This is a genomic window from Ruegeria sp. HKCCD6647-2 (genome assembly GCF_057221075.1).
On record NZ_JBWVBD010000004.1, the window covers coordinates 193,284 to 218,277 of the forward strand.

At 58.5% G+C, this 24,994-nt stretch carries 28 protein-coding genes; 16 read left to right on the forward strand and 12 right to left on the reverse strand.

The features are described from left to right. Positions 1-65 precede the first annotated feature (65 nt). Genes AC2TDJ_RS12395 through arsC form a run of 4 tightly spaced genes read left to right on the forward strand, consistent with a single transcriptional unit; the run spans position 66 to position 2,225 of the window. Complete coding sequence (locus AC2TDJ_RS12395; RefSeq protein ID WP_480842617.1) at positions 66-404, forward strand: DUF952 domain-containing protein; 339 nt, start codon at positions 66-68, stop codon at positions 402-404. Continuing rightward, positions 401-832: a DUF1330 domain-containing protein gene (locus AC2TDJ_RS12400; RefSeq protein ID WP_480842619.1), complete on the forward strand. Its 432-nt coding sequence runs from the start codon at positions 401-403 to the stop codon at positions 830-832. The genes AC2TDJ_RS12395 and AC2TDJ_RS12400 overlap by 4 nt, the downstream gene beginning before the upstream one ends. Continuing rightward, positions 829-1,887: a quinone-dependent dihydroorotate dehydrogenase gene (locus AC2TDJ_RS12405; protein WP_480842621.1), complete on the forward strand. Its 1,059-nt coding sequence runs from the start codon at positions 829-831 to the stop codon at positions 1,885-1,887. Before AC2TDJ_RS12400 ends, AC2TDJ_RS12405 begins: the two co-directional genes overlap by 4 nt. Beyond that, complete coding sequence (gene arsC / locus AC2TDJ_RS12410; protein WP_480842623.1) at positions 1,884-2,225, forward strand: arsenate reductase (glutaredoxin); 342 nt, start codon at positions 1,884-1,886, stop codon at positions 2,223-2,225. Before AC2TDJ_RS12405 ends, arsC begins: the two co-directional genes overlap by 4 nt. On the opposite strand, the gene AC2TDJ_RS12415 is transcribed toward arsC, so the two are convergent. Genes AC2TDJ_RS12415 through AC2TDJ_RS12425 form a run of 3 tightly spaced genes read right to left on the reverse strand, consistent with a single transcriptional unit; the run spans position 2,222 to position 4,479 of the window. Continuing rightward, a complete protein-coding gene (locus AC2TDJ_RS12415) occupies positions 2,222-3,538 on the reverse strand; it encodes an MATE family efflux transporter (protein ID WP_480842625.1) in 1,317 nt (438 codons plus the stop codon). The genes arsC and AC2TDJ_RS12415 overlap by 4 nt on opposite strands. Before the next feature lie 2 nt (positions 3,539-3,540). After that, positions 3,541-4,059 (reverse strand): PaaI family thioesterase, encoded by a 519-nt coding sequence (locus tag AC2TDJ_RS12420; RefSeq protein ID WP_480842628.1) that lies wholly within the window; start codon positions 4,057-4,059, stop codon positions 3,541-3,543. Continuing rightward, positions 4,060-4,479 (reverse strand): PaaI family thioesterase, encoded by a 420-nt coding sequence (locus tag AC2TDJ_RS12425; RefSeq protein ID WP_480842630.1) that lies wholly within the window; start codon positions 4,477-4,479, stop codon positions 4,060-4,062. Positions 4,480-4,595: 116 nt separating this feature from the next. Between AC2TDJ_RS12425 and AC2TDJ_RS12430 the strand changes: the two genes are divergently transcribed. The 8 genes from AC2TDJ_RS12430 (at position 4,596) to AC2TDJ_RS12465 (ending at position 12,523) form a co-directional block, all read left to right on the forward strand. Beyond that, positions 4,596-4,964, forward strand: coding sequence for a MerR family transcriptional regulator (locus tag AC2TDJ_RS12430; RefSeq protein WP_480842632.1), 369 nt, complete (start codon positions 4,596-4,598; stop codon positions 4,962-4,964). Positions 4,965-5,210: 246 nt separating this feature from the next. Beyond that, the gene (locus AC2TDJ_RS12435; RefSeq protein WP_480842634.1) at positions 5,211-5,612 is read left to right on the forward strand and encodes a MerR family transcriptional regulator; all 402 of its coding nucleotides are present in this window, start codon (positions 5,211-5,213) and stop codon (positions 5,610-5,612) included. 43 nt (positions 5,613-5,655) lie between these two features. Next, positions 5,656-7,437: an acyl-CoA dehydrogenase C-terminal domain-containing protein gene (locus tag AC2TDJ_RS12440; RefSeq protein WP_480842636.1), complete on the forward strand. Its 1,782-nt coding sequence runs from the start codon at positions 5,656-5,658 to the stop codon at positions 7,435-7,437. 55 nt (positions 7,438-7,492) lie between these two features. Continuing rightward, positions 7,493-7,705 (forward strand): hypothetical protein, encoded by a 213-nt coding sequence (locus tag AC2TDJ_RS12445; RefSeq protein WP_005981899.1) that lies wholly within the window; start codon positions 7,493-7,495, stop codon positions 7,703-7,705. 277 nt (positions 7,706-7,982) lie between these two features. Next, complete coding sequence (locus tag AC2TDJ_RS12450; RefSeq protein ID WP_480842638.1) at positions 7,983-8,621, forward strand: glutathione S-transferase family protein; 639 nt, start codon at positions 7,983-7,985, stop codon at positions 8,619-8,621. A gap of 10 nt (positions 8,622-8,631) precedes the next feature. Further along, positions 8,632-9,843, forward strand: coding sequence for an acetyl-CoA C-acetyltransferase (locus tag AC2TDJ_RS12455; protein ID WP_480842640.1), 1,212 nt, complete (start codon positions 8,632-8,634; stop codon positions 9,841-9,843). Beyond that, positions 9,843-10,328 (forward strand): cupin domain-containing protein, encoded by a 486-nt coding sequence (locus AC2TDJ_RS12460; protein WP_480842642.1) that lies wholly within the window; start codon positions 9,843-9,845, stop codon positions 10,326-10,328. Before AC2TDJ_RS12455 ends, AC2TDJ_RS12460 begins: the two co-directional genes overlap by 1 nt. Further along, positions 10,325-12,523, forward strand: coding sequence for a 3-hydroxyacyl-CoA dehydrogenase NAD-binding domain-containing protein (locus tag AC2TDJ_RS12465; protein ID WP_480842644.1), 2,199 nt, complete (start codon positions 10,325-10,327; stop codon positions 12,521-12,523). Before AC2TDJ_RS12460 ends, AC2TDJ_RS12465 begins: the two co-directional genes overlap by 4 nt. A 41-nt stretch (positions 12,524-12,564) precedes the next feature. On the opposite strand, the gene AC2TDJ_RS12470 is transcribed toward AC2TDJ_RS12465, so the two are convergent. The 3 genes from AC2TDJ_RS12470 to AC2TDJ_RS12480 all read right to left on the reverse strand — a co-directional run bounded on the left by AC2TDJ_RS12470 (position 12,565) and on the right by AC2TDJ_RS12480 (position 15,079). After that, the gene (locus AC2TDJ_RS12470; RefSeq protein WP_480842645.1) at positions 12,565-13,308 is read right to left on the reverse strand and encodes a Hint domain-containing protein; all 744 of its coding nucleotides are present in this window, start codon (positions 13,306-13,308) and stop codon (positions 12,565-12,567) included. Between the two features lie 215 nt (positions 13,309-13,523). After that, entirely contained in the window at positions 13,524-14,186 is a 663-nt protein-coding gene (locus tag AC2TDJ_RS12475; protein ID WP_480842647.1) for a sulfotransferase family 2 domain-containing protein, read from the reverse strand. Further along, the gene (locus AC2TDJ_RS12480) at positions 14,183-15,079 is read right to left on the reverse strand and encodes a DMT family transporter (RefSeq protein WP_480842649.1); all 897 of its coding nucleotides are present in this window, start codon (positions 15,077-15,079) and stop codon (positions 14,183-14,185) included. The genes AC2TDJ_RS12475 and AC2TDJ_RS12480 overlap by 4 nt, the downstream gene beginning before the upstream one ends. Here AC2TDJ_RS12480 and AC2TDJ_RS12485 point away from each other — a divergent pair. Both AC2TDJ_RS12485 and AC2TDJ_RS12490 read left to right on the forward strand, forming a co-directional pair. Beyond that, a complete protein-coding gene (locus tag AC2TDJ_RS12485) occupies positions 15,072-15,215 on the forward strand; it encodes a hypothetical protein (RefSeq protein WP_480842650.1) in 144 nt (47 codons plus the stop codon). The two genes, AC2TDJ_RS12480 and AC2TDJ_RS12485, sit on opposite strands and share 8 nt — an antisense overlap. Before the next feature lie 51 nt (positions 15,216-15,266). After that, complete coding sequence (locus AC2TDJ_RS12490; protein ID WP_480842652.1) at positions 15,267-16,280, forward strand: hypothetical protein; 1,014 nt, start codon at positions 15,267-15,269, stop codon at positions 16,278-16,280. 6 nt (positions 16,281-16,286) lie between these two features. Here the strand turns inward: AC2TDJ_RS12490 and upp are convergent, their stop codons facing one another. From upp to AC2TDJ_RS12520, 6 genes are all read right to left on the reverse strand, one after another. Continuing rightward, complete coding sequence (gene upp / locus AC2TDJ_RS12495) at positions 16,287-16,919, reverse strand: uracil phosphoribosyltransferase (protein ID WP_480842654.1); 633 nt, start codon at positions 16,917-16,919, stop codon at positions 16,287-16,289. After that, positions 16,916-17,902, reverse strand: coding sequence for an adenosine deaminase (locus AC2TDJ_RS12500; RefSeq protein ID WP_480842656.1), 987 nt, complete (start codon positions 17,900-17,902; stop codon positions 16,916-16,918). Before AC2TDJ_RS12500 ends, upp begins: the two co-directional genes overlap by 4 nt. Continuing rightward, the gene (locus AC2TDJ_RS12505; protein WP_480842657.1) at positions 17,899-19,110 is read right to left on the reverse strand and encodes a phosphopentomutase; all 1,212 of its coding nucleotides are present in this window, start codon (positions 19,108-19,110) and stop codon (positions 17,899-17,901) included. Before AC2TDJ_RS12505 ends, AC2TDJ_RS12500 begins: the two co-directional genes overlap by 4 nt. Then, positions 19,107-20,414 carry a thymidine phosphorylase gene (locus AC2TDJ_RS12510; RefSeq protein ID WP_480842659.1) on the reverse strand — a complete coding sequence of 436 codons (1,308 nt, stop codon included), beginning with the start codon at positions 20,412-20,414 and terminating at the stop codon, positions 19,107-19,109. Before AC2TDJ_RS12510 ends, AC2TDJ_RS12505 begins: the two co-directional genes overlap by 4 nt. 4 nt (positions 20,415-20,418) lie before the next feature. Further along, on the reverse strand, positions 20,419-20,811 hold the full coding sequence (locus AC2TDJ_RS12515; protein WP_480842661.1) for a cytidine deaminase: 393 nt from the start codon (positions 20,809-20,811) through the stop codon (positions 20,419-20,421). A 105-nt stretch (positions 20,812-20,916) separates the two neighbouring features. Beyond that, entirely contained in the window at positions 20,917-22,002 is a 1,086-nt protein-coding gene (locus AC2TDJ_RS12520) for a cupin domain-containing protein (RefSeq protein ID WP_480842663.1), read from the reverse strand. 144 nt (positions 22,003-22,146) lie between these two features. On the opposite strand from AC2TDJ_RS12520, the gene AC2TDJ_RS12525 reads away from it, so the two are divergent. Continuing rightward, entirely contained in the window at positions 22,147-24,420 is a 2,274-nt protein-coding gene (locus AC2TDJ_RS12525; RefSeq protein WP_480842665.1) for an NADP-dependent malic enzyme, read from the forward strand. 33 nt (positions 24,421-24,453) lie between these two features. Then, positions 24,454-24,843 (forward strand): GFA family protein, encoded by a 390-nt coding sequence (locus AC2TDJ_RS12530; protein WP_480842667.1) that lies wholly within the window; start codon positions 24,454-24,456, stop codon positions 24,841-24,843. The last annotated feature ends 151 nt before the right edge of the window (positions 24,844-24,994 follow it).

Here is a 24,994-nt window from a genome sequence, read left to right on the forward strand (position 1 = left end):
ATCGAGAAGAGTCAAAGGGGGAAATCCGGCTTGATTCTACCCGCAGTGCAAGGCATCACCACCCCATGCTGATCTACAAGATTTTCAGGGCCGAGGAATGGGCCACCTTGCAGGCCAAAGGCGAATCCGATGGCGCTCCGATCGACATTTCAGATGGGTTTGTCCACTTTTCGACCGCCGAACAGGCCGCCGAAACCGCAGCCAAGCATTTCGCCAGGGTCGAGGGGTTGACCCTTCTGGCTTGCGATGCGGACGCGATGGGCGACGATCTGAAATGGGAAGTGTCGCGTGGTGGTGCCCTGTTCCCGCATCTTTATCGCCGGATCAGAATGTCGGACGTTGTTTGGTCACGCCCCCTGCCCTTTGATGGCGCCGTGCATCAGTTTCCCGAGGAGATGCAATGACCAACTTCGTCGATCCTGATCGCGGTCAATTCGAGACATTCAAGGCATTGGGACGGGATCATCCAATCGAGATGCTGAACCTTGTTCGGTTTCGGAAACTCGCAGCCTATCCTGACGGGCACGAATTGGCCGATGCCGGGTTAAGTGGCTCCGAAGCCTATAGGCGTTACGGGGATGAGACCGCTCCGATACTGTCGAGACTGGGTGCGTCAATCCTTTGGCGTGGATCGTTTCAGACTGCGCTGATAGGGCCAGAAGACGAAAGGTGGGATGAAGTCTTCATTGCTCGATACCCGACAGCGCACGCGTTTCTGGAAATGGTGACCGACCCGGTTTACCAGAAAGCGGTTGTTCATCGGCAGGCGGCAGTTCAGACTTCACGTCTGATCCGCTGTGCACCGGCAGAAAGTGGAACCACATTCGGATGAAACTGACCGAGAGACTGGGGCTTGCCGCCCTGCACAAACTTGACCCCGAAACCGCGCATGGACTGTCGATCAAGGCATTGAAAGCGGGGCTTGCGCCTGCGCCCGGGCCGACAACTTCATCGCGCCTGAAAACCCGTGTCGCCGGGCTGGACCTGCCCAATCCAGTCGGGCTGGCTGCCGGATTCGACAAGAATGGAGAAGTTCTGGACCCTCTGTCGCGCGCCGGTTTCGGATTTATCGAAGTTGGTGCCGTGACGCCGCGCCCACAGCCGGGGAACCCGAAGCCACGCCTGTTTCGCCTGACCGAGGATCAGGCAGCCATCAACCGGTTCGGTTTCAACAATGAGGGCATGGACGTCATGGCGTCGCGTCTGGCCCATCGCCCCAAGGATGCGGTGATCGGTCTGAACCTTGGGGCAAATAAGGACAGCGACGACCGGCCCGGCGATTTTGCTAAAGTGCTGGCACATTGCGCAAAATATCTGGATTTCGCCACGGTCAACGTCTCGTCCCCCAACACGGAAAAACTGCGCGATCTGCAGGGCAAGGAGGCGCTTGGCGCATTGTTGGCCGGAGTGATTGAAACACGCGACGGATTACCCCGCCATATGCCGATTTTTCTGAAAATCGCTCCGGACCTAAGCGAATCCGAATTGCAGGACATCGCTTGGGTCGCCCGCGAAACCGGAGTGGACGCGGTGATTGCCACAAACACCACGCTGTCCAGGGACGGCCTGCACAGCGTACACAAGGACCAGGCTGGCGGCTTGTCGGGCGCACCATTGTTCGAAAAATCCACCCGCGTTCTTGCACAGCTCAGCCAGATGACAGGCGAAGACGTTCCTCTGATTGGTGTTGGCGGGATCAGCACGGCCGAGCATGCCTATGCCAAGATTTGCGCGGGGGCCTCGGCCGTGCAGTTTTACACCGCGATGGTTTATGGGGGCCTCTCACTGGCTGCCGAAATCGCAACGGGTCTGGATCGGCTATTGGCCCGCGATGGTTTCGACTCTGTCGCCCAAGCCGTGGGCAGCAAACGTGAGGACTGGTTATGATCGAATACTGGCACAATCCCCGTTGTTCCAAATCCCGCACGGGTCTGGCTTTGCTCGAGGAGAAAGGCGCGCAGGTGAACGTTCGGAAATATCTCGAAGACGCGCCTTCGGAAGATGAATTACGCGCGGCACTGGCCCTTCTGGGTTGCCCGGCCATCGACATGATGCGCACCGGAGAGAATCAGTTCAAAGAGCTGGATCTGACCAAGGCCTCCGACGAAGACGAGCTGATCCGGGCGATGGCTGAATACCCGATCCTGATCGAGCGCCCGTTGGCGATTGCAGGAAACAACGCCGCCATCGGACGCCCACCCGAGGCTTTGCTGAAACTTCTCTAGGCGACCTGAGCTTCAAGCCTGGGATAGCGCCAGCCCATCGTTACGCCGCGGGCGATGTTCAGGATCATCAGCGCGGACCATAGCCCGTGATTGCCGAATGCCGGCACCAGAATGAACAGCGCGACCACGTAAATCGCGACGGACTGGATCATGGCGTTGCGCATCGCTCGGGTCCACGTCGCGCCGATGTAGATGCCGTCGAACATCCAGCTGGCCACACCGATTGCGGGCGCGATTGCGGCCCAGAAAAGATACTCTCGACCTGCCACCCGAACTTCTGGCGACGTTGACATAATGTCGATCAGCGCTGGCCCGGCCAGAAAGAACACGAGGCCCAGCGCAAAGGCTCCGCCCACGCCCCATTGCGATGCCATGATCGACGCGCGCCGAACCTGATAGCGGTCGCGTGCCCCTACAGCCCCGCCCACCAGCGCTTCGGCCGAAAACGCGAACCCGTCCAGTGCAAACGCGGTAATCTCAAGAAACTGGAGCAGCACCTGATTTGCCGCGAGGTTTACATCCCCCAGATCCGAACCGACGAACAAGAAGGTGGTAAATGCTCCGGTCAACAGGACCGAACGCACCATGATGTCGCCGTTGACCTGCATCATGCGACGCAGCCGGACGGCATCGAAAATGCGCGGCCAGTCCTTCCACTGGCTTCCCGCAAAGGCCGCCCGACACAGCCAAAGCCCCAGCGCCAAACCGGTCCATTCAGCGATCAGAGTCGCAATCGCAACGCCTTCGACACCCCAGCCGAGCCCCAGAACGAACCATAAATCCAGCAGGATGTTCAGGCCGTTCATCCAGACCTGCAGGACAAAAACACCGCGCGTCTTTTCGATCGCGATCAACCAACCTGTCACAGCATAAAGCGCAATCGTCGCTGGCGCACCCCAGATTCGGATTTCCAGATAGTCCCGGGTCAACGCCTCGACTTCGGGGCTGGCGGGCGACAGCGCAAAGGCGCCCCAGAACACGGCGACCTGCGCAAGGATGAAGACCACCCCGGCCGAGGCCCCCAACAGCAAACCCCGCATCAGAAGGGCACCGGTTTCCGCCGTATCCCCTGCCCCGCGTGCCTGCGCCGCAAGGCCGGTTGTCCCCATCCGCAAGAAGCCGAAGATCCAGTATATCGCGGACAGGATCACGGCCCCCATTCCTACCGCACCAATCGGGGCCGCCTGCCCCATCTGACCAACCACGCCTGTATCCACAGCCCCAAGGATGGGCACCGTCGCGTTGGACAACACGATCGGCAGCGCAATTTTCAGGACACGGCGATGCGTGATAGGCGCGGCTGCGCTCTGCATGGCTATCCTTTGCCTGCCGAGGCTTGCGGCATCAGGAAATGCCCGGTCCCCTGCGCAAAGAGTTTTGCGTGGTTATCCTGCCAGGCCTCAACCCGGACCGAGGCGTAGCGCCGCCCCGACCGGTTGATAAACGCGCGCGCATAGGCATCGCGCGGCAGCCCCGAGCGCAGATAGTCGACGGTGAAGTCAATTGTCTTCGGAAACCTGATGCTTTCGTCCGTCAGAATATCCTCGGCCCCAATCTCTCCGCTTTCGATACGGGGGAACAGGTGCTCCCAACTCAGCGTGATCACGGCCGTCACTTCGAGAAACGCGGCCGTAACGCCACCATGCAAGGCAGGCAGGAACGGATTGCCGATCAGCTTTTCATCGAAGTTGAGAACCCCGGTCAGCTCATCTCCGCGACGGTCAAAGCTGATACTGAGGAACCGGATGTACGGCACACCCTGGACCAATGCTGTCAAAGCAGCGTCGCGGCGTTGTTTCACCACCTGCATGGGTTCAGGACGAGGACGCGCCATTTAGCGATCCTCCACGGTGAACGCGCCCGATGCGGTGGCCACTGGGCGATCTGAATCGTCATCTATTGCCGTCGCCCGTACAAATGCCACGTTTCGAGTGATGTGATAGCAGGTGGCCCGCGTGTGGATGCTCTGCCCCGGTGTTGCGGCGCGCATGTAGTCGATCCGCAAATCAATCGTGGCCGTGCCTCCGGGGGCCGAAGGGTGGCTCATCACCGCGGCACCGCAACACGTATCAAGCATCGCCGAAACGGCGCCCCCATGGATCACTCCCGTTCTGGGGTCGCCGATCAGTTGTTCGTTGTAAGGCATTGAGATTTCCGCCTCGCCCTCTCCGATATGGGTGAGTTCAAGCCCCAGCGCCTTTGCATGCGGAATGGCCTCGATGAATTGGCGCGCTAATACTGTCTTGTCGACCATGGGGCGGATCCTGTCCTCTTGCTTGCCCCTTTATGAGGCCGCTTTGACGCAAAGGGCAAGCCCACCTGTTGCGCTTGCCGCAACGACGCCCTAGGTTGCAGCCGAGGAGATCAGGAATGTCCGGCAACCGTTTGTCATTCAAAGAGATGTGCGCCGAGTTCGACGTAACCCCGCGCACGCTGCGATACTACGAATACATCGAACTGCTGCAGCCCGACCGCGAAGGCCGGTCCAGGTTTTATGGTCCGCGCGAAGTCGCCCGCATGAAACTGATCCTTCGCGGCCGGAAATTTGGTTTCCAGTTGGAAGAGATCCGCCAGTGGTTGCTGATCTACGAAGATCAGGGCAATCAGGCGCAAATGGCTGCCTTTATCGAGATGGCCGATCGTCAGATGGAAGAACTACGGCAACAACGGCAGCAACTAGACGAGGCCATGGAAGCGTTGCAACAATTGCGGGACCAGACTGTGGGCCTGCTGGAATAGACGGCCACAATCGGCCTGACAGGGTCATTATTACGCGGCCCGCACAGTCTTTCGCTATCAAGCTTGGTCGTTTTCCACTTTACGCTGGGTAAGAAAATTTCGTTTCAGACGACTTACGTGTCCGGAAGTTACGTCAACTGTTTTGTGACGCTGCGTCTGCATTACGTAAACGTCAATTATATGTTGTAAAACGCTCATCAACTGCGCAACTCAATTGGTATGACGCCAGTGATGAGAGTTTGAAACATGACCGAAGACCTGATGACCATCCGCGAAATGTGCGAGACTTATGACGTCACCCCACGCACGTTGCGGTTTTATGAGGCCAAGGAACTTTTGTTTCCGATCCGTGAAGGCCAGAAGCGCCTGTTCACCAAACGGGACCGCGCGCGCCTGAAACTGATCCTGCGCGGCAAGCGATTTGGCTTCAGCCTGGAAGAAATCCGTCAGCTTCTGGACCTGTACCATGTGGGCGACCAACAGGTGACCCAGATGACCCGCACTTATGAAATTGCGTGCGAACGTCTGGCCGACATGGAATCGCGCCGGGACGAGCTGACACAGGCCATCGACGATCTGAAAGAGCAGTTGCGCTGGGGCGAAAAGGTTATCGCCTCGATGAAACAGGAAAAGAAGGCGGCCGAGTAATCTCGTACGCCTTCACCGGACATCTGAATTAAGGGAGCTTCAAATGCCCGTTTATAACGCGCCAACAAAAGACACGCAGTTCATCCTGCACGACGTTCTGAAAGTCTCGCAGTCGGATATCCCCGGCTATGACGAACTTGAGGCCGAGTTTACCGGCGCGGTTCTGGAAGAAGCGGGCAAGCTTGCCTCCAACGTTCTGCACCCGCTGAACGTGGTCGGCGACACCGAAGGATGCCGGTTGGAAAACGGTATTGTGTACACCCCAACCGGATTCAAAGACGCCTTCGAGCAGATGAAGGAAGGTGGCTGGACTGGCCTCGACATGCCGGAAGAGTATGGCGGCCAGAACATGCCTTACGTAATGGGTACTGCGGTGGGCGAGATGTTCTCGGGAGCAAACCAAGCGTTTGTGATGTATCAAGGCCTGACCCACGGTGCGGCCTCGGCCATTCTGGCGCACGGCACGGACGAGCAGAAGAACAAATACCTGCCGAACATGATCAGCTGTGAATGGACCGGCACCATGAACCTGACCGAGCCGCATTGCGGCACCGATCTGGGCCTAATGCGCACCAAAGCGGAACCTCAGGGCGACGGCAGCTACAAGATTTCCGGCCAGAAGATCTTTATCTCGGCCGGTGATCACGACATGGCCGACAACATCATTCACTTGGTGTTGGCCAAAATCCCGGGTGGCCCCGACGGCATCAAGGGCGTGTCTCTGTTCATCGTGCCCAAGTTCATCGTGAACGAAGACGGCACTCCCGGTGAGCGGAACGGCGTTTCGGTCGGCAAGATCGAAGAGAAGATGGGCATCCACGGCAACTCGACCTGCGTCATGAACTATGACGAAGCAACCGGCTGGTTGCTGGGCGAAGAGCACAAAGGCATGCGCGCCATGTTCACCATGATGAACGAAGCCCGTCTGGGTGTAGGCATGCAGGGCCTGTCTCAGGCCGAAGCCGCGTATCAAAACGCTGTAGAATATGCCAAGGATCGCCTGCAAGGTCGTGATGTGACTGGCGTTAAGAACCCGGACGGTCCGGCCGACCCGCTGATCGTGCACCCGGACATCCGCCGCAACCTGATGGATCAGAAAAGCTTTACCGAAGGCGCGCGCGCGTTCATCCTGTGGGGCGCCACCATGATCGACAAGGCGCATCGTTCAGGTGACAAGGACGCGGACGGGCTGATCTCGCTTCTGACCCCGGTCATCAAAGGCTTCCTGACGGATGAAGGTTACGACATGACCGTTCAGGCACAGCAGGTCTATGGCGGCCACGGCTACATCGAAGAATGGGGTATGTCGCAATACACCCGCGATGCCCGTATCGCGATGATCTACGAAGGTGCAAACGGCGTTCAAGCGCTGGACCTTGTCGGCCGCAAGCTGGCGCAGGATGGCGGCAAGCACGTCATGGCGTTCTTCGAGATGGTCAAGACCTTCTGCAAGGAAAACGTGGGCCAGAACGAAGCCTATGACAAAGCCTTCATCGAACCGCTGAAAGCCGCATCCAAGGATCTGCAGGCCGCTGGCATGTATTTCATGCAGGAAGGCATGAAGAACCCGAACAACGCACTGTCCGGTTCTTATGACTTCATGCACATGTTCGGTCATGTCTGCCTTGGGCTGATGTGGGCACAGATGGCGAAGGCCGCACAAGACGCGCTGGACGGTGGGGCCTCGGACAAAGACTTCTATGAGACCAAGATCAACACCGGTCGCTTCTACATGGCGCGCCGCCTGCCCGCGACTTCAATGCACCTTTCGCGCATTCAGACCGGCGCGGAGACAGTCATGGCCCTGGAGGCCGCGAACTTCTGATCTCACTCTGGGTCCGGGAAGAACCGCCCGGGCCTGGTTTTTCCGAGGGGATTCAATGCCAAAACGCTTTCGCCTGACCCGCCGCTTTCCGGTCGCCATGACCGAGGACGGCTACCGCAAACTCAAAGGCTTCGCCCGCGAGGCGGGGCTGGACGAAGGCGAGGCACTGTCCTTCCTGTTCGAGAACTTCAACAGCGTAATTGACGAGGAGAACCTGACCCACCGCCTGCGCATCTTCAATTCCGAGCTTGAGGCGCGCAAACGCTAGGTGATGACAAATATCTGTCCAGCAGCGCCAGTTTTGAAACCTGATGCCTCCGGCGGGAGTATTTATGAAAAGATGAAGACGAGATGCGTCCCTGCCACCGGGCGCACTCGCCATCAGGACAGGGACGACTTCACCTTTTGCGGTCATCGGCTCTCCAGCCTGTACCGCGCGACTATTGAAACGGAAGAAGGTTGATCAAAGGTTACTATCTGGACTTCATCTTTTCACAAATACTCAATTCCGAACTAACCACACGCGCCTTGGGAGGGGCGATCGCATGACCATAAAACTGCACTGCTTCGGAGAAAGCGGAAACTCCTACAAGGCGGCCCTGGCGCTTGAGATGTCCGGGCTTGAGTGGGAACCGGTCCTTGTCGATTTCTTCAGTGGCGTAACACGCACTCCTGAGTTTCGTGCTGAAGTCAACGAACAGGGCGAGGCCCCGGTCATGATTGATGGCGATTTTCGCACCAGCCAGTCTGGCGCCATTCAAGCCTATGTGACGGAGAAAACGGGTAAATTCGGCGGCAAGTCGCGGGACGAAAACTACGAGATTCTGCGGTGGGTGCTGTGGGACAACCACAAGCTCAGCTCGATGGCCGGTTTGACACGTTTTCTGATCAATTTCCTTCCCGAGAAACACCGCAACCCGGACGTCATCGCCTTTAATCAGGGGCGATTGAAAGCGGCCTACGAAGTACTGAACAACCATTTGGACGGCCGCGACTGGATTGTCGGCGACGGCGTGACCAACGCCGATCTCAGCTGCTGCGGCTACCTGTATTATCCCGAACCATTCGGCTTTGACCGTGCTGACTGGCCCCATATTGATGCCTGGCTGACTCGCCTGTCCGAACAGCCCGGCTGGAAACACCCCTATGACCTGATGCCCGGCAATCCGTCGGATCGAGCTTGAGGAGAGACCCATGACCGAAGCCTATATCTATGACGCCCTGCGCACCCCGCGCGGCAAGGGCCGCAAGGATGGCAGCCTGCACGAGGTGACCTCGGTGCGCCTGTCCGCCGTGACACTGAATGCGATGAAAGAACGGAACAATCTGGAAGGCCACGCCGTCGAGGACGTGATCTGGGGCAACGTCACGCAGGTGATGGAGCAAGGCGGTTGTCTGGCGCGCTCGGCTGTTCTGGCATCGGACCTAGATGAATCGATCCCCGGTCTCGCGATCAACCGTTTTTGCGCCTCGGGCATGGAAGCCGTGAACCTGGCGGCAAACCAGGTCAAAGGCGGCGCGGGCGAGGCCTACATCGCCGGCGGTGTCGAGATGATGGGGCGCGTACCGATGGGCAGCGACGGTGCGGCGATCGCGGTGGACCCCTCGCTGGCAATGAGCACCTACTTCGTGCCTCAGGGCATCTCGGCGGACATTATCGCGACCGAATATGGGTTCGATCGCGATCAGGCTGACGCACTGGCCGTGGAATCTCAAAAACGGGCGGCAAAGGCCTGGGAAGAAGGCAGGTTCGACAAATCTGTCATCAGCGTCACCGATCAGAACGGCCTGACCATTCTGGATCGCGACGAATACATGCGGCCCGGTACTGACATGCAGAGCCTCGGAGCGCTGAATCCGTCTTTCCAGATGATGGGCGAGCAGATGCCCGGCTTCGACAAGGTGGCGATGCTGAAGTACCCGCATCTCGAAAAGATCAATCACATCCACCACGCGGGCAACAGCTCGGGAATCGTGGACGGTGCGGCTGCGATTCTGATTGGCAATAAGGAATTCGGTGAGAAACACGGCCTGAAACCGCGCGCGCGTATCAAGGCGACCGCCAAGATCGGCACGGACCCGACCATCATGCTGACCGGCCCGGTGCCGGTGACCGAGAAGATCCTGGCCGACAACGGCATGAAGATCAGCGATCTGGACCTGTTCGAAGTGAACGAAGCCTTTGCTTCGGTCGTGTTGCGCTTCCAGCAGGCGTTTGATGTCGACCCCGAACTGGTCAATGTCAACGGCGGCTCTATCGCGATGGGCCACCCGCTGGGTGCAACCGGTGCGATGATCATCGGAACTCTGCTGGACGAATTGGAGCGTCAGGACAAGGAAACCGGTCTGGCCACTTTGTGTATTGCATCCGGAATGGGTGCTGCAACGATCATCGAGCGTGTCTGATGCCCAAGCTGGACCTTTCCCAAATCCCGTTCAAGGGCGGCTCGTCCTATCCCGGCAAGCTGGCCGAGGCAGTTTCGGGCCGTTTCAACCAGCGGGTTGGAGATGCGGGCGGACTGACCCAATTCGGGGTCAATATCGTGCGGCTTGAACCGCAGGGCATGTCCTCTCTGCGCCATTACCACATGCAGCAGGACGAGTTCGCCATCATGCTCAGCGGCACCTGTGTGCTGATCGATGACGATGGTGAGCACGAAATGCAGCCAGGCGATTGCGCCGCCTGGCCTGCAGGTGAGGCCAACGGCCACCACCTTGTGAACAAAACCGACGCGCCCGCGACCTTTCTGGTGGTAGGCACACGGACCCCGACCGAGACCGGCTATTACAGCGACGTAGATATGATGGTGAAGGATGACGAGAACGGATTCTCCTTCACTCGCAAGGACGGCAGCCCGCTGACGGCTGACCAGATCGGAGATGAGACATGACAGACTTTACCATGAACGTGGACGCCGAAGGCGTTGCCATCATCACCTGGGACGTTCCTGAGAAAAGCATGAACATCCTGCGCGTCGAGGCTTTGGCCCTGATTGAAGAAATGATCGATCAGGTTCTGGCAGACGACAATATCAAGGGCGCGGTCATCACTTCGGCCAAGGACAGTTTTGCTGCTGGAATGGACCTGAATGTTCTGGGCTCGATCCGTGAAAACTCGGGCGACGAACCGGCGCGGGCCATGTTTGATTTCACCATGAACGGGCATCGGATTCTGCGGAAAATTGAATTGGCCGGCATGGACCCCAAGACCAAGAAGGGCGGCAAGCCAATTGTTGCCGCCCTGCCCGGCACCGCTTTGGGCATCGGGTTGGAGGTTCCGCTGGCGTGCCATCGCATTTTCTGTGCCGACAATCCGAAGGCCAAGATCGGTCTGCCCGAAATCATGATTGGTATCTTCCCCGGCATGGGCGGAACGACGCGTCTGGTCCGCAAGCTGGGCGCGGTGAGCGCGGCGCCCTTGCTGTTGGAGGGCAAGACGTTGGAGCCGAAAAAAGCCAAAGCCGCGGGGATGATCGATGAGGTAGTCGAAGACCCGCTTACCGCGGCGAAAGAATGGGTTCTGAACGCCAGTGATGCGGATCTCGTCAAGCCATGGGACGCCAAAGGGTACAAGATGCCGGGAGGCGCACCCTATCACCCGGCGGGATTCATGAACTATGTCGGCGCATCGGCCATGGTCAACGGCAAGACCCAAGGTGCATTCCCTGCTGCTCAAGCATTGCTGAGCGCGGCATACGAGGGCGCGCTGGTCGATTTCGACACTGCCCTGAAAATCGAGGCCCGCTGGTTCACATCCATTTTGATGAATCCATCTTCGTCGGCAATGATACGCAGTTTGTTCCTGAACAAGGAAGCTCTGGAAAAAGGTGCAGTGCGCCCCAAGGGCGTTCCGGACCAGTCGGTCAAGAAGATCGGCGTTTTGGGTGCGGGAATGATGGGCGCCGGCATCGCGCTGGTCTCGGCTCAGGCCGGGATGGAGGTTGTTCTGATCGACCGCGATCAGGAGGCCGCCGACAAGGGCAAGGCCTATACTGAGGCCTATCTGGACAAGGGCATCAAACGCGGCAAGACTACCGCTGAGAAGAAAGAGGCCATGCTGGGCCGCATTACCGCGACACCGGATCTGGGCAATCTGAAGGGTTGTGATCTGATCATCGAAGCCGTCTTCGAAGACGTGGGCGTCAAGGCCGAGATGACCAAAAAGGTCGAGGCGATCATCCCCGAAGACTGCATCTTTGCCTCGAACACCTCGACCCTGCCGATCACCGATCTGGCCAGGGCGAGCGTGCGTCCGGAACAGTTCATCGGCATCCACTTCTTCTCGCCGGTCGAGAAGATGTTCCTGGTGGAAATCATCAAGGGCAAGGAAACCGGTGATCGTGCGGTGGCCAAGGCGTTGGACTATGTGCGCCAAATCCGCAAGACGCCGATTGTGGTCAACGATGCGCGTTTCTTCTACGCGAACCGCTGCATCATCCCATACATCAACGAAGGCGCACGGATGATCACCGAGGGCGTTTCGCCAGTGCTGATCGACAACGCCGCGCGGCAGTTGGGCTTTCCGGTTGGGCCAATCCAGCTAACCGACGAAACCTCGATTGATCTGGGGGCCAAGATTGCACGCGCCACCAAGGCGGCCATGGGCGATGCCTATCCGGAAAGCCCCGCAGATGCTCTCATCTTCTGGATGGAGGAACAGGGCCGTTTGGGCCGCAAGGTGAAGGCGGGCTTTTTCGACTATGACGAGAAAGGCAAGCGCGTCGAATACTGGAAGGGCCTGCAGGATAAATACCCGCTGGCCGACGATCAGCCTGATCTGACCGAAGTGCAGGAACGTCTTATGTTCGCACAAGTGTTGGAAGCCGTACGAGCGTTGGAGGAAGGTGTTCTGGAAGACATCCGCGAAGGTGACGTAGGCGCCATTCTGGGCTGGGGTTTTGCGCCATGGTCCGGAGGCCCTTTCAGTTGGCTGGACATCCTCGGAACGCCTTACGCCGCGGAGCGGTGCGATCAGCTGGCCGAGAAATTCGGCGAACGTTTTGCCTGCCCGTCCTTGCTGCGCGAGATGGCGGAAAAAGGTCAGAGTTTTTATGGCCGCTTTGACGCCGCTGCGAAGGCAGCCTGAACAAAAGTCGCCGGCGCGTTTTCCAATGCGCCGGCACTTAATCATTGGTGGGTCAGCATCATCCACTCGGGCCGCAGAAAAAGAACCGGCGGAGGCGGTCGTCCTGGTCGTCCGGGACGCCGGCACCCTCTCTCTGGCCGCGTTGGCAAGATCGGTTCATCTGAAACTGGTGCCGGCAGCGCGCCCAAGGGATTGGCAAGGGCATACATATTGCCCGTGTCTGCAATTTCATCGATCAGAGAAATGGCAATTTCACCATCGACCACGGAATAGGTGGTCTGACTATTCCCCGTCCGCATTCCAAAGCGGGCCGCCGGGCAATAGGCCTGCAGGCCGCCTTCTATATAGATCACCTCATCCTGATCAAAGAACAGCGTGCTGACTTCGAAATTCGAGGCCGGGGCCCTGGACCTAAACCGACATGCGCCGTTCAGCAACCTTGCGGCAACAATCGACACACCAGCCTGTGACGGATCGATCTTGTTGTGATCCACGGCCATCCCCTGCTCTGGCATTAACCAGACCACGCGACCGTTATAGGCCGCACGGGACGGCACGCGAACCGGAAGGTTCTCGGAACGGGTTTCGCCGTCAGGTATCATGATCAGGTCAGTTGACGTTCGGCGAAGCTCTTTGAACCCATGATCCAAAGTGCGGACAAGGTCGCCCGGTTTCAGATGTTCCACTTTCTTCCAGCCGCCGGTGGTCGCAATTTTGGTACCATGCACCAAACCGCCGCGCCGGGCCGTGACTGCTTCTTGCTGCACATCTAATTCAACACTCATCGAGCGATCAGAAACGCTCGAGATACTCACTACTTCCAACACGTGCCTCACCCCCTTTTGGCACAAACAAAACGATCCAAAAGGGCTAGCATGGAAACCCTGCGAGTGACTTAGTTTTGACACATTTGGCTCAAATTGGGGCCGTTTTTGGGCTTTTGAGCCCAAGTAAGCAAACAACAGAACCCCACAAAATGCTTTTAGCGCAGATTTGGAAACTATGATTCCGACACAGGGTCAAAGCTGTAGGAGAATCTTTGAATGTCCTCAGCACAGCATTCCTCAACCGCTTTCCTGGACTGTCGGGAATAGTACCATCGAAAATCCCGGCGACGTTCCGACAGGTTCAGATGCGGTAAATCCAGTTTGAATCCCAAGTGCTTGAACAGTGGGGCAGCGTCGTGTTCGAAATTCTCCAGACGAACATAAGTCTTACACTGCTCGACCCCGTCCGCGCGCGTCATATAAGTGCGGGCGGCGCTTCGCCTAAAAGACTGTCCGACCACGGGGTGCAGGACAAACGACTCGAAATCCAAAGACTTGGCCAGAGTAACGGCGGAATGATCAAAATGCTGCGCCCGAAGCCAATGATAATAGCTTACGATGCGGTCCCAAGGGTTTCGAACCAGCGTGAACGTGAACATGCCCTGCATCTGATTCAGCGAAATCAGCCCGTCGATATCGGCCAGCGTGGAGTGTTTCCACAACCGGCCCCGGGCATTCAGCTTCTTGGCGCGCTTCCTGCGTCGCAGCGCTTTGGGCGTGTCGCCCAGCAGTATGTCATCTTTCTTTGCCCGCTGTTCCAAAGCCGCCGCCAGCGATGTTCCCCCGGTTTTTGGGATGTGAACAAAGACATAGCTGCGTCCAGTCGAGATGATCACACGGCCTCCTGTTCGGCGGGCGAACGCCCCGCCCGCCACCTTAACAGTGCGCCGGCCGCCGCGATCAGTCCGATACCCGCGACCTGCATAACGCCAATGGTCTGACCCAAAGCAACCCAGGCGAAAAGTGGGCCGAAAATCATTACCGAATATTCGAATACGGCCACATAAGATGGTTCACCGATTTGGTACGCCTTGATCAGCATGAAAACTGCTATTGTCGAACCGCAAGCCTGAACCAAAATCCAAGGCAGTACCGGTTGTATCGGCCAGACCCAACCGCGTGTGACGAATCCGTCGGGCCCTTCGACAGGCGGAGCTGGAAAATAGGTGAAAACAGCAAGCCCGATGCCCCCCGCCAGCCCCAGTGTGATGACCATGCAGGCCAGCAGCGCTGCGGTGCTTTCCTCTGAACAATGGCTGCGGGTAATGATCGCGCTGAGTGCATAGAAGAAGCCACCGGCAACCGGAAGCAAGGTTTGCAGGTCGAAATCAGTCGGGTTTGGTTGCAGAACAAACAAGATCCCCGTGAAGCCAATCATCACGGCGGCAATGCGCCACGGGCCAATGGTTTGCTTCATTCCCAGCGCGGAAATCAACAAGACAAAAATCGGCGAGGTGAACAGCCCGGCCAAAGCCTGCGCAATCGGCATCAGGGCCAGCGAGGCGAAATAGAACAGCATAGCCATCGTTATCAGAACGCTTCGCAATATGACCGGCCCCATGCGTCTTGGCCGTAATCCGCCAAGCCCCAGCAACGACAAACCCACGATCAGCGGCAACATCAGCAACGCCCTGCTCAGGTGGAACTGCCACAGCCCGACTGTCTCGGCGAGCAGGATCACGACGTTGTCAATCACACCGATGATTGCCATGGCCCCGACCATGAGCATCGACGCCAGAACCGGGGACGTTTGTTTGGCTGACTGCAATCTGCACCTCGATCTCGATTTGATCCCGGGTCCTTCCGGCCATCCGGGCTATCCAGCACAAATTCGATTTGTGGCGCAACAGGTTTGCGCCATGTGATTTCGCCATGCTATGCTGCGGCAAAAGAAAAATTGAGCAGACCTCATCCAGATGACGGCCCTGAAACAGTACCAGCGGATCGAAGCCACCGGTCTGTGGCGCCCCTCGCCCGAGGAACAGCGGCGCGAGGTTGTGGTGTCCATCGGCGAGGCCACGCTGACAATCTCGGATTTCAATGACCGGGCTTTGACGCATTGGTCCCTGGCAGCATTGGAGCGACAGAACCCCGGATCATTTCCGGCTGTGTTCAATCCTGATGGTGATCCCGGTGAAACGCTGGAACTGGCGGAGACCGAGACAACAATGCTGGAGGCCATCGACCGTCTGCAACGCGCCATCGACCGCGCGCGTCCGCATCCGGGGCGTCTTCGGTGGTTATCGGTGGCAGGGGTCGTCCTGGCAGTTTTGGCAGTGCTGCTGCTGTGGCTGCCGGTCGCGTTACAGTGCCACGTGGTTTCAGTGGTCCCAGATATCAAACGGCAGGAAATCGGCGCGACCATCCTGCAACGGATCGAGCGGGTCTCGGGGCAAGCCTGCACATCGCCGGACGCACTGACATCGCTCGACCAACTGGCTAAACGCACAGGCGTTCGCCAGGTTGTTATTCTGCCGGCAGGTGTGCCGGACAGTCTCAGCCTTCCGGGAGGTACAGTTCTGTTGAATCGCGCTCTGGTCGAGGATCACGAGGATCCGGCCGTCGCCGCAGGTTACATCATTGCGGCTCGCGCCCGTGCAGAACTTCAGGATCCTTTGGACGATCTGCTGGACCGGACCGGACCGACAACAGCGTTTCGTCTGCTGACAACTGGTGAGCTTACTGCGGACAACGTTGATACGTACACCGAACAGGTTCTCACCGAACCCCACCCGGATATCAAAGACGAAGACCTGCTGGCTGTCTTCGCGCAGGCTGCGCTGCCCTCAACCCCATATGCTTATGCGCGCGATATCACGGGCGAGACAGTTCTTGGACTGATCGAGGCAGACCCGATGGCGGGCCGGACACTGGAACAGGTTCTGCCGGACCGTGACTGGGTCCGGCTGCAGAACATCTGCGGCGAGTAGACCGGGTTACTTGGTGCCAAACATCCGGTCACCGGCATCGCCCAACCCCGGCATGATATAACCCTTGGAGTTCAGTTCGCGATCCAACGAAGCGGTGACGATCTTGACGTCGGGATGCGCGTCTTTCATCCGCGCGACCCCTTCGGGTGCGGCCAGCAGGCAGAGAAAGCGAATATCGGTCGCGCCAGCCTCTTTCAACAGATCGATTGCCGCGGCCGAGCTGTTGCCGGTCGCCAACATCGGGTCCACCGCAATAACCAGGCGATCTTTCAGCCCTTCGGGCGCCTTGAAGTAATACTGCACCGGTTTCAGCGTTTCCTCGTCACGGTAAAGGCCGACAAAACCCACGCGCGCCGAAGGGATCAGTTCCAGAACGCCATCCAGCATCCCGTTTCCCGCCCGCAAGATCGAGACCAGCGCCAGCTTTTTGCCGGCCAGTATAGGGGCGTCCATTTCCTCCATGGGCGTTTCAATATGGCGCGTGGTCAGTTTCAGCTCGCGCGTGACCTCATAAGCCAGCAACAACGTGATCTCGCGCAGCAATTGCCGGAATACGGCGGTCGAAGTGCCCTTGTCCCGCATGAGCGTCAGTTTGTGCTGCACCAGCGGGTGATCGACGACAGTCAGGTGTTCGCTCATGTTTTCTCCAGTCTCTTTTTGACCCGCGCGCGGGTGTCTTCATCGCAAAAGGCCGCGTTCAGCGCGGTTTCGTTCAGCGCTGCGAAATCCTCGGCCTCCCAGCCAAAGGCCTGATTCAACATCTCATATTCGCGCCGCATCGTGGTATGGAAAAACGGAGGGTCATCGGTGGACACTGTTACCTTGACACCTGCGTCCCGAAGCCGGGCGATTGGGTGCGCCGCAAACTCGGGGAACACACCCAGGACCACGTTTGAACCCGGACAAACTTCAAGCGTGACCTCGCGGTCCATCAGTTCGCGCAGCAGATCCGGGTCTTCGATGGCGCGAACCCCGTGACCGACCCGCTCCACGCCCAGATCGCGCACTGCATCACGGACGCTTTCGGGACCACCGAATTCGCCTGCGTGCGTGGTCAGGCGCAGCCCGGCCTCGCGCGCGCAGTCGAACGCCCATTTGTAATCGCCCTGCGCGCCAACGGATTCGTTGCCGCCCATGCCAAAGCCGGTGATCCAATCGCCTGCGGTTTCAGCTGCACAATATGCGCTGCGTTTGGCTTGTTCGGGTCCGAAGTGACGCACGCAGGTGACGACGCCGCGCAGGGTAATATCGAATTTTCGTTCAGCTTCATCGGCAGCGTCCTGAATCGCGTTCAGATAATCCTGCCAGGCATGCAAATCACCGCCTCCGCAGAAATCCGGGCTGAGAAATGTTTCGGAGTATACCACCCCATTCGCCGCACTCTCCTCGAGTATCGCAAGCGTCAGGCGGCGGAAGTCTTCAGGCGTCTTCAGGACTTCGCAGGCAGCCTCGTAAACGCTGAGGAAATGCGCAAAATCCCGGAAGTCATACGACCCGTCGGGATTGAAAATACCACTCAGATCGATGCGCTTTTCGTGTGCCAGCTGGCGGATAAAGGCCGGTGGTGCTGCGCCCTCGTGATGCAGGTGTAGTTCTATTTTTGGAAGGTCTGCGACGGTCATAGGAATGTCCTTCCCGGCCCCTGTGCCGGAATGTTCAGATGTTGTGCAATGCTTGCAGCGACGTCGGCGAAATCAATCTGACCGATTTGGCCCGCGCCAAGCCCTGCGATTACTACCGGAACCTGTTCGCGCGTATGGTCGGTGCCGGTCCAGCTTGGATCATTGCCGTGATCGGCGGTCAACAGCATCAGGTCACCAGGCCGTAGCTTTTGCAGGATCAATCCAATCTCGCGGTCGAACCATTCCAGCGCACGCGCATAGCCGCTGATGTCGCGGCGGTGACCAAAAAGGCTGTCGAACTCGACGAAATTGGCGAAGGTCAGGCTTCCGTCTTCGGCCTCATCGACCAGATCGGACAAGTGCCCCATCAGCTCAGCATCCGAACCCTTGCGAAGCGTGTCGATCCCCTGCATCGAAAAGATGTCACCAATCTTGCCCACCGCATGCACCCGACGCCCGGCATCCTGTGCCCAGTTGGTCAGCACCGGTGCGGGTGGCAGCATCGCAAAATCCTTGCGATTGGTGGTGCGGGTGAAACCCTCCTCCGGCGAGCCGACAAAGGGCCGCGCGATAACCCGGCCCACCCTCATCTCATGCAGTCGCGGCGCAAGCGCCTTGCACATGCCGAGCAGTCGGTCGAGACCGAAGCTCTGCTCGTGCGCCGCAATCTGGAACACGCTGTCGGCCGAGGTATAGCAGATGGGCCGGCCGCTGCGCATATGCTCAGCGCCCAGTTCCGCAATGATCGCCGTGCCGGACGCGTGGCAATCGCCCAGAATGCCGTCGGTTCCGGCGGCTTCGGCGGCGGCCCAGCTCAGATCGGCGGGAAAGGCCGGGACCGCGTCGGGAAAATAATGCCAGTCCCACGGCACTGGCAGACCCGCCAATTCCCAATGCCCCGAGGGCGTATCCTTACCCGGAGAATGTTCCCGCGCACAGCCCCACAGACCACTCGGCGCTGCTTCCAGCCCCGGCGTCGCGTCGCCTGACGCCAAACGCGCGGCCGCACCGATTCCGAGTGCATCGAGATTTGGCAAACGAAGAAGCCCCGATCGCCCTTCTTCGGCGCGCCCGTCGGCGCAGGCCTGCGCGATATGTGCCAGTGTGTTGGCCCCAGTGTCCGGAATATCGCCATTGAAGAACCGTGCTGCGTCCGGAGCGCCGCCAATGCCGACAGAGTCCATCACCACAAGAAACGCGCGGCTCATGCAGTGATCCTTTCATGCACCAGGTTGGGTGCGTTCACTGGTGTTTCGCTGATGGTGACGGCCTGCACGACAGCCGTTTCCGCCCGACGCGCGGTCTCTTCGCGCGCGGCGTGGACTACCGCCAAAGGCTCGCCCCTGGAGACCCGCGTGCCCAGTTTCAGGATGTTTGACAACCCGACCGCCGGGTCGATTTCATCGCTTTCGACCTGACGCCCACCGCCCAGCGCAACAACGGCCAAACCTAACGCCTCTCCATCAATGGCAGTCACAAATCCGTCACAGGGGGCGGGGATTTCCTGAATGACATTCGCCTCGGGAAGAAACCGCGCCCAGTTGTCAACAAATTGAACCGGTCCGCCAACAGCTGCCATCATGCGGCCAAAGCGCTCGGCGGCGCGCCCATCGCGGATGATCCCGGCGATCCGCGCGTATCCGTCTTCGAAGGTATCGCACATTCCAGCATCAACCAGCAGAGTTCCACCGAGTTCGGCAGATATTTCGGCCAGCGGCGACACACCTCCGCTTGTCAGCACCTTCATCACCTCGGCCACCTCCAGCGCATTGCCCAATGCCGAGGCCAAAGGCTGGTCCATGTCGGTGATCACCGCCGAAGTCCGGCACCCGGCGGCATTGGCCGTTTCGGTCAAGGCCTGCGCCAGCTTTCGAGCTTCCTCATGCGTTTTCATGAACGCACCGCTGCCAGCCTTGACGTCCAGAACCAGGGCATCCGGGCTGGCCGCAAGCTTCTTGGACAGGATCGACGCGGTGATCAGATCGAGGCTTTCCACCGTTGCCGTCACATCGCGCACCGCGTAGAGACGTTTGTCGGCAGGGGCGATCTGACCCGTTGCACCAACAATGGCAGCCCCGGTTTCGTTCAGAATCTGCGTCAGGCGGCCCTGCCCGATCTGCGTCGTGACGCCCGGTATCGCCTCGAGCTTGTCCAGCGTTCCGCCCGTATGCCCCAGCCCGCGCCCCGAGATCATCGGAACGTAGGCGCCGCATTCGGCCAGCGCCGGGGCAAGTACCAGGCTGACGCAATCGCCGACCCCACCGGTTGAATGCTTGTCGATCACCGGGCCGTCGAAATTCCAGTTCAGCACCTCGCCACTGTCTCGCATGGCGACGGTCAGGTCGGCTCGGCCCTGAGCACCCAGCCCCCCCATGCAGACCGCCATGGCAAAGGCCCCGGCCTGCGCATCGCTGACCCCACCATCCGCCAGACCTTGCGCGAACCAGATCAACTCATCACGGGTGGGAACGTCGTGTCGGCGCAGTTTGGAAATGATCGAGCGCGCATCCATTGGCTCAAGCGCCCTCCATATGCGAGGCGCCGAATGCGCCGGGCAGCAACAGACCAATTGTCGTTTTCTGTTCAGCACCATCCGCTGTTGCGAGCGTTACCGGAACATCCGCCTTGCCGAACTCGGCCAGCTTTTGCCGGCAGCCCCCGCAAGGCGGCACGGGCTGCGGGCTGGAGGCTACTACATAGACCTCGACCAGTTCCTGCTCGCCGGCAGCAACCATAGCCGCGATGGCTCCGGCCTCGGCGCAAGTCCCTTCGGGGTAGGCCACATTTTCGACATTGCAGCCGGAGTAAACCTCGCCCGAAGCAGACCGGATCGCCGCGCCGACTTTGAAGTTCGAATAGGGCGCATAAGCTTTTTCGCGAACGGAAAGGGCAGCATCTTTAAGCGGCATGGCGATTCCCCAATTTTTGATCATCTGGTCAGAATGCCATACCCTAAATGAAAGCAGGCGGGGAATTGAAGCCCCACCTGATTATTTTCCGCAGCGATTTTAAGCCTAGCCTAACGTCGTGTTAAATGTGCCGGGCAGAGTGACCTCGAGCAGTTCAACATCATCCGACGGATCAGACAGCCGCGTTCGCATTCCGGGTGGGATAACAAAGGCATCGCCATGCTCCAACCGGTATGGTTCGCGACCTTCGCCCTCAAGCGTCACTTCACCATTCATCACAAAGGTAAAGTGGATATCAGTGTCGTGGGTAGCCCAGACCGGGTCACCCTGCCCCCGACGCACGACCTGAACACCGGCAACGCCCTTTGTATTCTCGGCGATCGTCGTGTCCCGGCAGATGTAGCCCGGCAGACGGAAAGGCATCCACTTAGCATCCTTGCCTTGATTGTACACGAACCGCTGCCCCTGCCATTCACGATCAGGGCGCAGATGCGGGGTCGGCAATTCCATATCGTGATCAATTTCGGTGACATGTTCAGCAGGAACACCGATCTCGATCACCTGCACGTTGTCGGACGCTTCCAGAACGCGATGCCTGATTTCAGGTGGCTGAATGAAACAGTCGCCAGCCGTCAGCCGCATCTTTTTGCCCTGATCCTCGTAAACCACATCGACCCAGCCATGGATGCAGAAGATCAACTGAAACCCGACCTTGTGAAAGTGCACCATGTCGGGCACCGGTCCGCCATCCGGAATTCGAATGTGGCTGGCAATGATCGACCCGCCCAGACGATCCGGCACCAAGTCACGATAATGCATCCCGGCACGCCCAATGATCCAAGGCGCCTGATCCTTGAGCCTGCGCACAACGAAGGAGTGAACCGTTTCAGGCATTACCAGCGGTGGATGGCGCTCTTCGATTTCGATGCGCGTGCCATTCGGGGCCACCAGACTGCGCTCTCCATCCGCAAAGCCATCCGGGTCATCGGTGAGAATGCGCAACGCACCGGGACCCTCGGTCGCGTCTTTTTCGATACGAAGTCGCAGCCCGTGGCCGGAAAACACAGCTACCCGCGGGTCGTCCGCCGGGTAGATCATATCCATCCGCATACCCAGTACCTTGGTATAAAAGGGAATGTCGTCTCGCAATTCGTTTGTTGGGATACGAAACTCGGCTATGGTGTCGGTCATGCTGTTCTCCTCTGCGCCGGACAGTGGAGGTCGGTACGGGAATTTGCAAGACGCCGCCGGTCGTCGACTGATTCCGATTCTAGGTTTCCCCGGCGTCAAAACTAGTTTAACACTAAACTAAATTCCAAAATGGAAAGCTCAACGATGTCCGATACACCCAGCCTGCGGCAGGCCGCGCTTGACTATCACGCCCATCCAAAACCCGGAAAGCTTGAAATCAAGGCCACCAAACCGATGGCCAACGGCCGCGATCTGGCACGGGCCTATTCACCGGGTGTTGCGGAGGCCAGCCTTGAGATCAAGAATGACCCGGACAACGCCGAGAAATACACGTCACGCGGAAATCTTGTGGCCGTGGTTTCCAACGGAACTGCAGTTCTGGGGCTTGGCAATATCGGTGCACTTGCCTCCAAACCAGTGATGGAAGGCAAGGCTGTCCTGTTCAAGAAATTCGCCGGCATCGACTGCTTCGACATCGAGGTCAACCAACCGGACCCGGAAAAGCTTGCTGAGATCGTTTGCGCGCTGGAGCCGACTTTTGGCGCAATCAACCTGGAAGACATCAAAGCGCCGGACTGCTTCACCGTCGAGAAGATGTGCCGCGAGCGGATGAACATTCCCGTCTTTCACGACGATCAGCACGGCACCGCCATTGTTGTTGGCGCCGCTGCCAAGAACGCCCTGCACGTCGCCGGCAAAAAATTTGAGGACATCAAAATCGTCTCGACCGGTGGCGGCGCGGCTGGAATCGCTTGCCTGAACATGTTGGTTAAACTGGGCGTCAAACGCGAAAACATCTGGCTGTGCGATATTCACGGATTGGTCTACGAGGGTCGCGCCGAAGACATGAACCCGCATAAAGACCGGTTCGCGCAGAAGTGTGACCTGCGCACTTTGGATGATGTGATTGACGGCGCGGACTTGTTTCTTGGGCTCAGTGGCCCAAATGTTCTGAAACCCGAAATGGTCGAGAGGATGGCGAAAACGCCGATCATTTTCGCACTCGCCAACCCCACCCCCGAAATCCTGCCGCAAGCCGCACGCGAGGTCGCACCGGATGCGATTATTGCGACGGGCCGCAGCGATTTCCCCAATCAGGTCAACAACGTTCTGTGTTTTCCCTTCATTTTCCGGGGCGCGCTGGACGTAGGTGCAACCGAGATCAACGACGAGATGCAGATCGCCTGCGTTGACGGCATAGCCGAGATGGCCCGCGCCACAACCAGCGCCGAGGCCGCTGCGGCGTATAAGGGTGAACAGCTTACCTTTGGCCCCGACTACCTGATCCCCAAGCCTTTTGATCCGCGTCTGGTGGGCGTCGTGTCTTCTTCGGTGGCCAAAGCTGCGATGGACAGTGGTGTCGCCAAGCGCCCGATCGAGGATATCGAAGCCTACAAAGAAAAACTGAACCAGACCGTGTTCAAATCAGCCCTGCTGATGCGGCCGGTTTTCGAGGCCGCTGCGGCAGCTTCGCGGCGGATTGTCTTTGCCGAGGGCGAAGATGAACGCGTGTTGCGCGCCGCTCAGGCCGTTCTCGAGGAAACCACGGAAACGCCAATCCTCATCGGGCGTCCGGACGTGATTGGAGCGCGCTGCGAACGGCTGGGGCTGACAGTACGCCCCGGTAAGGACTTTCAGATCGTGAACCCCGAAAATGACCCGCGCTATTATGATTACTGGAACTCCTATCACGAGATCATGCAGCGCCGGGGGGTAACACCTGATCTGGCCAAAGCGATCATGCGTACGAATACCACAGCCATCGGTGCGATCATGGTGCATCGGGGCGAGGCCGACAGCATGATCTGCGGTACGTTTGGCGAATATCGATGGCATCTGAATTATGTCGAGCAGGTGCTTGATGACGGTGATTTGCGCCCGCACGGCGCGCTGTCACTGATGATCCTCGAAGACGGTCCGCTTTTCATAGCCGATACGCATGTACGCCAGTTACCGACACCCGAGGAACTTGCCGAAAGCACGATCGGAGCCGCCCGCCATGTACGGCGCTTCGGAATTGAGCCCAAGATTGCATTCTGTTCACAATCGCAGTTCGGCAATCAGGCCGAGGGATCCGGCAAGCGTCTGCGCGCGGCGCTGGATATACTGGACAGCCAACCAAGAGATTTCGTCTATGAGGGCGAAATGAATCTGGACCTCGCTCTGGACCCTGGGCTGCGTGATCGCATTTTTCCGAACTCGCGATTGGAAGGCGCTGCAAACGTTTTGATCTTCGCGCATGCGGACGCGGCCAGCGGTGTTCGCAATATCCTGAAAATGAAGGCTGACGGCCTAGAGGTCGGTCCGATCCTGATGGGAATGGGCAACAAGGCGCATATCGTGACACCATCGATCACCGCACGTGGTCTGCTGAACATGGCAGCAATTGCGGGCACACCGGTCGCCCATTACGGTTGACACATCCCGTGTCAGTATTTGAAAAATGTTGGCATGAAGGGACACTGCCACTGCCAATCGGTTCGATGGGAAAGCCAGGCTGATATTGCCTGGAGTTGCTATTGTCATTGTTCGGACTGCCGTCGCAATTGTGCCGCACCTGTAACGGCGTTCTTTGGTCTACCGCATGACACCGTTGTGTGGTCCGGCGATGAGCCGCGCGTATACCGCTCATCCGAAGACGTCGAGCGTCTTTTCTGTGGAACGTGCGGCACTCAAATGGCCTATCGGAATGCGCGGGACCAGGTGAATATCCACCTTTATACCGCAACAATAGAAGACCCGGATTCCCTGCCACCGGCGTTTCATGTCTTTCACGCGGATCGGTTGCGTTGGTTGAATATTGATGACGCGCTTCCGCGCTATGCCAAAACGTCCTCCTGATCCGAATCTCAGGGCGTCAGCATTTGCAGGTTAAAGTTAGCAAATTTGCAAAAACCCGGTTAGTTTTGCCCGACGAACATGAAAAGAAAGATTTTTGCAAAACTTTGCAGCGATATTTTGCCGTTTCTGCAAATATTTTGCGATAAACTGA

What these genes read in the sequence shown, in the direction of transcription:
- AC2TDJ_RS12520 (WP_480842663.1), bottom strand. Translation starts at nt 22,002, where the DNA reads ATGACCGACACCATAGCCGAGTTTCGTATCCCAACAAACGAATTGCGA.
- AC2TDJ_RS12460 (WP_480842642.1), top strand. Translation starts at nt 9,843, where the DNA reads ATGCCCAAGCTGGACCTTTCCCAAATCCCGTTCAAGGGCGGCTCGTCC.
- AC2TDJ_RS12395 (WP_480842617.1), top strand. Translation starts at nt 66, where the DNA reads ATGCTGATCTACAAGATTTTCAGGGCCGAGGAATGGGCCACCTTGCAG.
- AC2TDJ_RS12450 (WP_480842638.1), top strand. Translation starts at nt 7,983, where the DNA reads ATGACCATAAAACTGCACTGCTTCGGAGAAAGCGGAAACTCCTACAAG.
- AC2TDJ_RS12525 (WP_480842665.1), top strand. Translation starts at nt 22,147, where the DNA reads ATGTCCGATACACCCAGCCTGCGGCAGGCCGCGCTTGACTATCACGCC.
- AC2TDJ_RS12470 (WP_480842645.1), bottom strand. Translation starts at nt 13,308, where the DNA reads ATGAGTGTTGAATTAGATGTGCAGCAAGAAGCAGTCACGGCCCGGCGC.
- AC2TDJ_RS12455 (WP_480842640.1), top strand. Translation starts at nt 8,632, where the DNA reads ATGACCGAAGCCTATATCTATGACGCCCTGCGCACCCCGCGCGGCAAG.
- AC2TDJ_RS12400 (WP_480842619.1), top strand. Translation starts at nt 401, where the DNA reads ATGACCAACTTCGTCGATCCTGATCGCGGTCAATTCGAGACATTCAAG.
- AC2TDJ_RS12420 (WP_480842628.1), bottom strand. Translation starts at nt 4,059, where the DNA reads ATGGCGCGTCCTCGTCCTGAACCCATGCAGGTGGTGAAACAACGCCGC.
- AC2TDJ_RS12425 (WP_480842630.1), bottom strand. Translation starts at nt 4,479, where the DNA reads ATGGTCGACAAGACAGTATTAGCGCGCCAATTCATCGAGGCCATTCCG.
- arsC (WP_480842623.1), top strand. Translation starts at nt 1,884, where the DNA reads ATGATCGAATACTGGCACAATCCCCGTTGTTCCAAATCCCGCACGGGT.
- AC2TDJ_RS12405 (WP_480842621.1), top strand. Translation starts at nt 829, where the DNA reads ATGAAACTGACCGAGAGACTGGGGCTTGCCGCCCTGCACAAACTTGAC.
- AC2TDJ_RS12445 (WP_005981899.1), top strand. Translation starts at nt 7,493, where the DNA reads ATGCCAAAACGCTTTCGCCTGACCCGCCGCTTTCCGGTCGCCATGACC.
- AC2TDJ_RS12485 (WP_480842650.1), top strand. Translation starts at nt 15,072, where the DNA reads ATGAGCATCGACGCCAGAACCGGGGACGTTTGTTTGGCTGACTGCAAT.
- AC2TDJ_RS12515 (WP_480842661.1), bottom strand. Translation starts at nt 20,811, where the DNA reads ATGCCGCTTAAAGATGCTGCCCTTTCCGTTCGCGAAAAAGCTTATGCG.
- AC2TDJ_RS12440 (WP_480842636.1), top strand. Translation starts at nt 5,656, where the DNA reads ATGCCCGTTTATAACGCGCCAACAAAAGACACGCAGTTCATCCTGCAC.
- AC2TDJ_RS12510 (WP_480842659.1), bottom strand. Translation starts at nt 20,414, where the DNA reads ATGGATGCGCGCTCGATCATTTCCAAACTGCGCCGACACGACGTTCCC.
- AC2TDJ_RS12480 (WP_480842649.1), bottom strand. Translation starts at nt 15,079, where the DNA reads ATGCTCATGGTCGGGGCCATGGCAATCATCGGTGTGATTGACAACGTC.
- AC2TDJ_RS12465 (WP_480842644.1), top strand. Translation starts at nt 10,325, where the DNA reads ATGACAGACTTTACCATGAACGTGGACGCCGAAGGCGTTGCCATCATC.
- AC2TDJ_RS12435 (WP_480842634.1), top strand. Translation starts at nt 5,211, where the DNA reads ATGACCGAAGACCTGATGACCATCCGCGAAATGTGCGAGACTTATGAC.
- AC2TDJ_RS12415 (WP_480842625.1), bottom strand. Translation starts at nt 3,538, where the DNA reads ATGCAGAGCGCAGCCGCGCCTATCACGCATCGCCGTGTCCTGAAAATT.
- AC2TDJ_RS12500 (WP_480842656.1), bottom strand. Translation starts at nt 17,902, where the DNA reads ATGACCGTCGCAGACCTTCCAAAAATAGAACTACACCTGCATCACGAG.
- AC2TDJ_RS12490 (WP_480842652.1), top strand. Translation starts at nt 15,267, where the DNA reads ATGACGGCCCTGAAACAGTACCAGCGGATCGAAGCCACCGGTCTGTGG.
- AC2TDJ_RS12430 (WP_480842632.1), top strand. Translation starts at nt 4,596, where the DNA reads ATGTCCGGCAACCGTTTGTCATTCAAAGAGATGTGCGCCGAGTTCGAC.
- upp (WP_480842654.1), bottom strand. Translation starts at nt 16,919, where the DNA reads ATGAGCGAACACCTGACTGTCGTCGATCACCCGCTGGTGCAGCACAAA.
- AC2TDJ_RS12505 (WP_480842657.1), bottom strand. Translation starts at nt 19,110, where the DNA reads ATGAGCCGCGCGTTTCTTGTGGTGATGGACTCTGTCGGCATTGGCGGC.
- AC2TDJ_RS12530 (WP_480842667.1), top strand. Translation starts at nt 24,454, where the DNA reads ATGAAGGGACACTGCCACTGCCAATCGGTTCGATGGGAAAGCCAGGCT.